Origin of the sequence: Shewanella xiamenensis (genome assembly GCF_014647135.1) — a bacterium.
GTDB lineage: Bacteria > Pseudomonadota > Gammaproteobacteria > Enterobacterales > Shewanellaceae > Shewanella > Shewanella xiamenensis.
On the sequence record NZ_BMOP01000015.1, the window covers coordinates 96,257 to 102,863 of the forward strand.

The 6,607-nt window shown below is 46.2% G+C and carries 6 protein-coding genes; 2 read left to right on the forward strand and 4 right to left on the reverse strand.

Annotation, left to right across the window (positions count from 1 at the left end; translation table 11 throughout):
• Positions 1-86: 86 nt before the first annotated feature.
• Entirely contained in the window at positions 87-305 is a 219-nt protein-coding gene (locus IEY09_RS13820) for a hypothetical protein (protein WP_037428423.1), read from the reverse strand.
• 834 nt (positions 306-1,139) lie between these two features.
• Here IEY09_RS13820 and IEY09_RS13825 point away from each other — a divergent pair.
• Complete coding sequence (locus IEY09_RS13825) at positions 1,140-1,925, forward strand: 5'-methylthioadenosine/S-adenosylhomocysteine nucleosidase (protein ID WP_144345938.1); 786 nt, start codon at positions 1,140-1,142, stop codon at positions 1,923-1,925.
• 117 nt (positions 1,926-2,042) lie between these two features.
• Positions 2,043-3,311, forward strand: a complete 1,269-nt coding sequence (locus IEY09_RS13830; protein WP_188871499.1) for a NupC/NupG family nucleoside CNT transporter — start codon at positions 2,043-2,045, stop codon at positions 3,309-3,311.
• A gap of 187 nt (positions 3,312-3,498) precedes the next feature.
• On the opposite strand, the gene IEY09_RS13835 is transcribed toward IEY09_RS13830, so the two are convergent.
• The 3 genes from IEY09_RS13835 to IEY09_RS13845 form a co-directional block, all read right to left on the reverse strand.
• Positions 3,499-3,882 carry an MAPEG family protein gene (locus IEY09_RS13835; protein ID WP_011073500.1) on the reverse strand — a complete coding sequence of 128 codons (384 nt, stop codon included), beginning with the start codon at positions 3,880-3,882 and terminating at the stop codon, positions 3,499-3,501.
• 91 nt (positions 3,883-3,973) lie between these two features.
• Complete coding sequence (locus IEY09_RS13840) at positions 3,974-4,798, reverse strand: cobalamin-binding protein (protein WP_188871501.1); 825 nt, start codon at positions 4,796-4,798, stop codon at positions 3,974-3,976.
• Between the two features lie 15 nt (positions 4,799-4,813).
• Complete coding sequence (locus IEY09_RS13845; protein WP_188871502.1) at positions 4,814-5,851, reverse strand: T6SS phospholipase effector Tle1-like catalytic domain-containing protein; 1,038 nt, start codon at positions 5,849-5,851, stop codon at positions 4,814-4,816.
• Positions 5,852-6,607: the final 756 nt, after the last annotated feature.

Below are 6,607 nucleotides of genomic sequence, written 5' to 3' on the forward strand. Positions count from 1 at the left end.
ATCCTATTTGCCCCTCTGATGCAGTGACACTGTGGCGAATCAGTTGCTTACTTATGCGCAGCAAGAACAAACTTGATACATCGCCATTATTGAGTACATGTTTTTGTCGTTTGGCAATCAACCTGCTGCTTAAGTTGCTGTGCATATTGCTCCGCTGCTGCTTTTGCCTTTCGGGCTTCCACTTTTTGCTGCACATCCTCAGCTAATGCCTTATCAAAGGTCTCCATGCCAAAATAGTCGGCAACATCCAAATAAATAAACCAAGCGGCAGCGGCAACGAGGCCATAGGTCAGTAGACGTAACATGGTATTTAAACCTCAATAATTGTATCGACATCTGCAATATAGCTGAGGTTTTTGATAAAGAAAACTGTCAATTTAATGACCAAAAAATGTCAAATAAATACCATTAATCAATGAGATACAAAAAACACAAAAACCTTAAATTACAGAGTTTTAGCAGTTTAAGATAAAAGTTGGTTCTAAGCTGTCAAAATTAACAGTTTACCAAGAAGAATGATCGATTATTTGACAAGAGCCCTTAGGTGACAAAAAATCACAACTCACTTAACTAACGTCAGAAAATCGGCGATAAAATCATCAATTCATATTTTTGACATAACACGCTAACGCCAAAGAGATCCTCTCTCGGCTTCATTGCGGTAATAGCCTTTGCGCCAATAACCAAAGCTAAATAACCTGAGCTCCCCCCTTGCTTATTGGCACTTTTTAAAAACTGGAAAAGTAGCTTTGCGCGGCATTTATAGCTTAATGATTGAGCAATTCACCTCGATTTACTGTGGCGAATAACACCATCAATTGCTACTCAAAGGCTTAAAAAGCCTCAGCACCAAAATGTTCGACTGATTAAAGCTTACTCACTCGCGTAATTAACTAACCTAATATTCTAAAAACAGTTTTTTGAATTATTTAGTTTGTTAATTTATCGTTTTTTAGCCTTAAGACGCGCGCTACTGAATCTTCTTAAAAAACAACTGCAACGGCCTTTAACATCAAAATATGCTTATATTTCAATCGGCTCATCATCTTGAACATAACAATTTACTCACAGTCCCCTTGTTTGTTCCACAAAGTGAGGATTGCTAACATTCCCGCACCGCCCCTTTTTAAAACATCAATATGCAAAATCCCCTACAAGTATCAGCCAGCAATACAATTTCCCCTATTTTGGTTCAAGGAGCGATGGACATTGAAGTTGAGACCTTAATTGCCGCTCTTGGCAAGGTCACTATCAACACGTTTGGATCATGGACGTTCTGGGAGGGTGAACTGAGTGGCCACCCTGTCGTGGTATCCCGCACTGAAATAGGTTTAGCAAACGCGGCGGCGGCGACCACACTGGCCATTGCCCACTATCGACCCAAACTAATCATCAATCAGGGCACCGCTGGCGGCCATGATCCTAAGCTGTATCGCGGTGATATCGTCATCGGTGAAACCAGTTTTAATATGGGTTCGTATCTCACCAAGTTAACGCCAAAGGGTCAGGGTATTCACCCTACCCAATGGCAAAACTTCGATATGACCATGTACCTGCGTGAACACGGCGAAGTGGTCAAGCATAACCACTTTAAAGCTGATCCAGCCTTAGTGGAGGTGGCATTATCCCAAGCACATCAATACACCAAGGGAAAAGTTGTGAAGGGAATAATAGGTACTGGTGATGAATGGAATCGCGAGCTCGACCGTATCAATTGGCTACACCACACCTTCGGCACCGCAGTCGAAGAAATGGAAACGTCCGCGGCGGCGTTAGTGGCAGAGGCTTATAAACTCCCCTTTGTCAGCATTCGCATATTGTCAAATACCGATCAACACAATCAGGACTTTGACCCGCAGACCGCAGTGGATTGCCAGCAATTTGTGCTGAACATCATCCAACAACTGATAGGCACTACTAAATGAGTGACTAGGGCGGGATAAAGCCAACGCTAGCTTATCGCCCATCCACAGTGAGCTTGGCCTGCGCTTTTGCATCGCCAAGCCTGCGTTTGTTTCGCAATTCCAATGTAGATTAAATCCATGCAAATCTTAGTTAGCCTCTTAGGCATCATCACCTTACTTGCTGTTGCATACCTGGCCTCGGAAAACCGTCGAGCCATTAACTACCGCACTGTCGGCCTCGCCTTTTTACTGCAATTGGCCCTAGGGGCATTTGTGATGTACTCCGCACTGGGGCAATCGATGATCTTCTCGATGGCTGCAGCCGTCTCCAACGTCATCAGCTACAGCAATGACGGCATGTCTTTTATGTTTGGCGGCCTTGTTAGCGATAAAATGTATGAGCTATTTGGCGCAGGCGGTTTTGTCATAGCTTTTAAGGTATTGCCAATTATTGTGTTTTTCTCAGCATTGTCGGCGGTGCTTTATTATCTGGGGATAATGCAACTGGTGGTCAAAGCCGTTGGCGGGGCGCTGCAAAAACTGCTCAACACCAGTAAGGCAGAATCCATGTCAGCCAGTGCCAACATCTTTTTAGGGGTAACTGAAGCGCCACTACTCATTAAACCCTATATGCCGCGTATGACTCGCTCAGAGTTATTTGCAGTAATGTGCGGCGGTTTAGCCTCCATCGCGGGCACTATGCTCGCGGGCTACGCCCAATTAGGTATAAAGATGGAGTACCTGCTCGCGGCCTCGTTTATGGCGGCCCCCGGCGGCCTTCTGTTTGCAAAGCTTTTGATCCCACAAACAGAAACAATCAACGATGCGCATCTACAGCTCACAGAGGAAAATCAACCTCGCAATCTGCTTGATGCCGCCACCACAGGCACCATGAGCGGACTTTCACTCGCCCTCGCGGTAGGCGCAATGTTGTTTTCATTTATCAGTTTAGTTGCCTTATTTAATGGGATGCTCGGTGGTATTGGCGCTTGGTTTGGCCTCGAAGGTCTCACACTACAACAAATCCTTGGCTACCTATTTGCACCACTGGCTTGGTTAATGGGCGTCTCTTGGGATGAAGCCATGCTGGCGGGCTCTTTCATTGGCCAAAAGATTGTGATCAATGAATTTTTTGCCTACATCAACTTAGCGCCTTACCTGTCAGGCGATACCTTAGTCGCAACCACTGGGCTGCCAATGTCTGAGCGCACCCAAGTGATTTTATCTTTTGCGCTGTGTGGTTTTGCCAATATTGGTACTGTGGCCATCGCAATTGCCGGGATTGGCGGCCTAGTGCCAGAGCGCCGCTCCGAAATCGCCTCACTGGGCCTAAAGGCCTTGGCGGCAGGGGTTTTATCTAATCTTATGGCGGCGACTATCGCAGGATTATTCATGAGCTTAAGCTAACGCGGCCATCAATGCGGCGGCCCTAGCTACCGCATTGATGCCAAATGGCCTCGTGACCAAGGCTAGGGAGATAGAGGAAAATTGAGCACTTATCAACAAATGCTTGTCAACCAATCACTTTTAAGATGTTAACGCTGAGCTGTTAATGCTCTGCGGCGTCCAGTACTTATTTGTAAAATGGCGAGCATTAAAAAGCTTGAAAGAAAATCCCAAAGGCGCTGAAAATCGCCACAAACCAAGAGAGGGATCGTAAGGTGCCTTTATTCAATAGATATAAAATCTGATACGCAAAGCGAGCCACAATATGCACAATGGCTAACCATTCGGCAGTAGGTGTCACCTTGCCGGTTGCGATTACAGTCAGCACCGCCAAGCCAAATATCAGCAGTGATTCAAACGCATTTTGATGCCCCGCTAACGCCCGAGCACCAAATCCAGTTAACTGCGCCTGCTGGCTGCGAGGATGATGGTTATCATAACCACCCGCTTTGGCCATCGCCCACGCCACAGGACCTTTGGCTAAATACGGCAATAACATGGCGATAAACAAACAAGTCAGTAGTGTATTCATAGGATTTCCTTATTGCTTAGAACAATAAATGCATCTCAAACAGTGCGTTGTAGCGCTTATAACAGTGAATTTACCAGCAAAGGGCGATTGATTAACGTGCCTTATCTAAGGCATCGCAAACGGCCTTTACACCAAGTAAAGCTCTAGGCGTCGCGCGGTGTAATAAATCGGCATTTAATTGATAAATATGTTGGTTTTTAACAGCAGGGATTTCGGTCCATTTACGCCAATCAATCCCTTTAACATTGCCTTCTTCTTCGCTTTGTAAAATCACCTCGGGCAAGGTCAGTAGCACATTCTCAAGACTCACCTGCGGATAATCACTCGCCGCATCATAAAAGACATTTTGCCCATGGCACACGCCAATAATCTGCTGGATCCAACTGTTTTTCGCAACCGTCATTAAGGGCATCGACCACAACTGATAAAACACTTTAGGCTCAGATTTAGCGGCGTTTTCATTGCGGAGTCGAAGCAGCTCGCGGCGATAATCCGTTGCCACTTGATTAGCCTGCTCCACATGCCCCGTTAATTGGCCTAACTCTTCAATTTCTTTGGCAACATCTTCAAGCGTTTGTGGGGAACTGCTGTACAGTTTAAAACCTAAGCTTTTGAGTTGATTGATATCCTCGGCTTTATTGCCCGTATCCCACACCACAATTAGATCGGGATTAAGCTCTAATACGCGCTCAATCTGAATACCATAATAACCACCAATACTAGGGATTTTTTTCGCCGCTTCGGGATAATCCGCATAATCTGTGGCGGCCACAATCGCCTCTCCCGCACCAATGGCATAGAGCATTTCAACCGCGTGGGGAGACAACGCAATAATACGTTTTGCTGGCTCTGCCATAGCAGATATAGGTAACAGGGCAAGACTGACACCTAGGATAATAATGCGTCGAATTAACATGAAATTCCTTATGATTTAATCGATTAACTGTTCTGGCCAGCCATATTTTTCAAGGTAGGTCTGCAAGTTTTTAGGACGATACTGAGGATCTTGATCCCAACGCACCTTGACCGAATGATGCAACAATACCGGCGCAACATTCGGGTCAAGCGGCCGCAAATACGGCTGCTTAATCCGGTAAAAACTACGGCGTGAATCGTGCAGCGTCGCCAAGGGATTAGGGCGTAAACTGGCCATTAAATGTGGCTCGAGACTTAAATTAAACCGCTCAGCCTCAGCGATCATCCACGAAAGGGCATTATCCGACAATAAAGAGCCATCTTTATCCGGCTGATAACTGCCGCCAATATTGCTATGGGCCCCCGCAAACCACACTTGCTGCATATCCATATTGTCGCGCAATTGCCAGATAGTGGGCTCAAAGTCGCTGCGATGCTCGTCTATCGCCAAGGCATGGCGGGCAACACGCACATTGCGACCGATTTTAGTGTCGTAAAACTCATCTTTATCTTCAAATAAGCCGAGGAAGGAAATCGGGATCCCCATAGCGCCCACCGTATCCCACACCCCAACAAACTTAATCTCCCGTGATTCGTGGCTGTGCTTTTGTCTAAACTCAACGGATTTATCGCCGCTTGGAGCAAAGGGCGCGCTGCTTTTTTTATAGTGGTCAAAGGCTTGTTGAATAAGCCGAGCATCGGGGCGCTTAAGAATGCCGCAATTATTGATAAGACCACACAAACAGCGCACTGTGTATGCGCCTCGGCTAAAGCCAAAGAGATAAATCTCATCGCCAGGGGAGTAGTTCTGCACGATATAGCGGTAACCATCCATGATATTTTTATGCAGCCCACGCCCTGTCGCGCCGCCAATCACTTCATCGTAATAGGAGCCAACGCCCCAGTCGTAAAACACCTGCTGGGGTTTACCATCGGCCGCCATCGGGCTAATGGCCCGCGCCAGACGTAGCACATTGGTGGGAAAATCCACCTTAAGGTCTTTCTCGGGTCGATTCCAAGTCCCGTCAGCACAAATCACAATACGTTTATTCATCGCATCATCCTTGAGGCACTGATGCCCAATCTCGATGGTAAAAAGCTGTCGATACAGACGCTAACGGGTTTTACCAAGGGATCACCGCCTCGATAGCCTTGTTTACGGGCGATGTAAGACGGAAAAACTGACCTTGCTTTACATGCTCACGTCGCAGCAAAAAACCTATACTGACATAAAACCCTCAGCTAACAAATTGGAACAATAAAATGCAGCGACAGTTTGCATGTGCAACCTTCATACGAAAGCAAGATTAATGCAGCCTTTAACAAGGTATTGGACAAAAGCGATTAATCTTTTTATCTATTTATGGAGTTTATTGTCATTGTTTCCCCAGTGACTCGCCGTGAATATATCCCTATAGGCTCGACGGCGACATCCATGTCGCCAACGGTCACTGGTGCCCCAATGCCAATTTTAACTACCCATTTGCGATATGTACGTTAAAAGCAAATGGACAAAAGCGTGTCAGCACGTCGACTGTATCTGGTGAATTTCGGATAAAAATTTCTATGGGTTAACGCCCAATTAAGTAGTGAGCAACGCAATACAATAGCTACCGCATTGCGCCTTAAACACAAAACTCACTGCAAACCAAAACTGCCACGCGTTGCGAATCTGCTTAAATTGTTTGTTGAACGAAGCCGCTTTGCGGCAGGAACAAGATAAAGATAAAGCCATCCTTTTGCCCCTCATCCTAAATACTTGCTAGACGCGACCTGCTTCGGTCGCAATCCTAGGAGTATCATCATGGAC

Excerpts from the sequence above, each read along its gene's own strand:
- IEY09_RS13830 (WP_188871499.1), top strand. The coding sequence starts at position 2,043 with ATGCAAATCTTAGTTAGCCTCTTAGGCATCATCACCTTACTTGCTGTT.
- IEY09_RS13845 (WP_188871502.1), bottom strand. The coding sequence starts at position 5,851 with ATGAATAAACGTATTGTGATTTGTGCTGACGGGACTTGGAATCGACCC.
- IEY09_RS13835 (WP_011073500.1), bottom strand. The coding sequence starts at position 3,882 with ATGAATACACTACTGACTTGTTTGTTTATCGCCATGTTATTGCCGTAT.
- IEY09_RS13825 (WP_144345938.1), top strand. The coding sequence starts at position 1,140 with ATGCAAAATCCCCTACAAGTATCAGCCAGCAATACAATTTCCCCTATT.
- IEY09_RS13840 (WP_188871501.1), bottom strand. The coding sequence starts at position 4,798 with ATGTTAATTCGACGCATTATTATCCTAGGTGTCAGTCTTGCCCTGTTA.
- IEY09_RS13820 (WP_037428423.1), bottom strand. The coding sequence starts at position 305 with ATGTTACGTCTACTGACCTATGGCCTCGTTGCCGCTGCCGCTTGGTTT.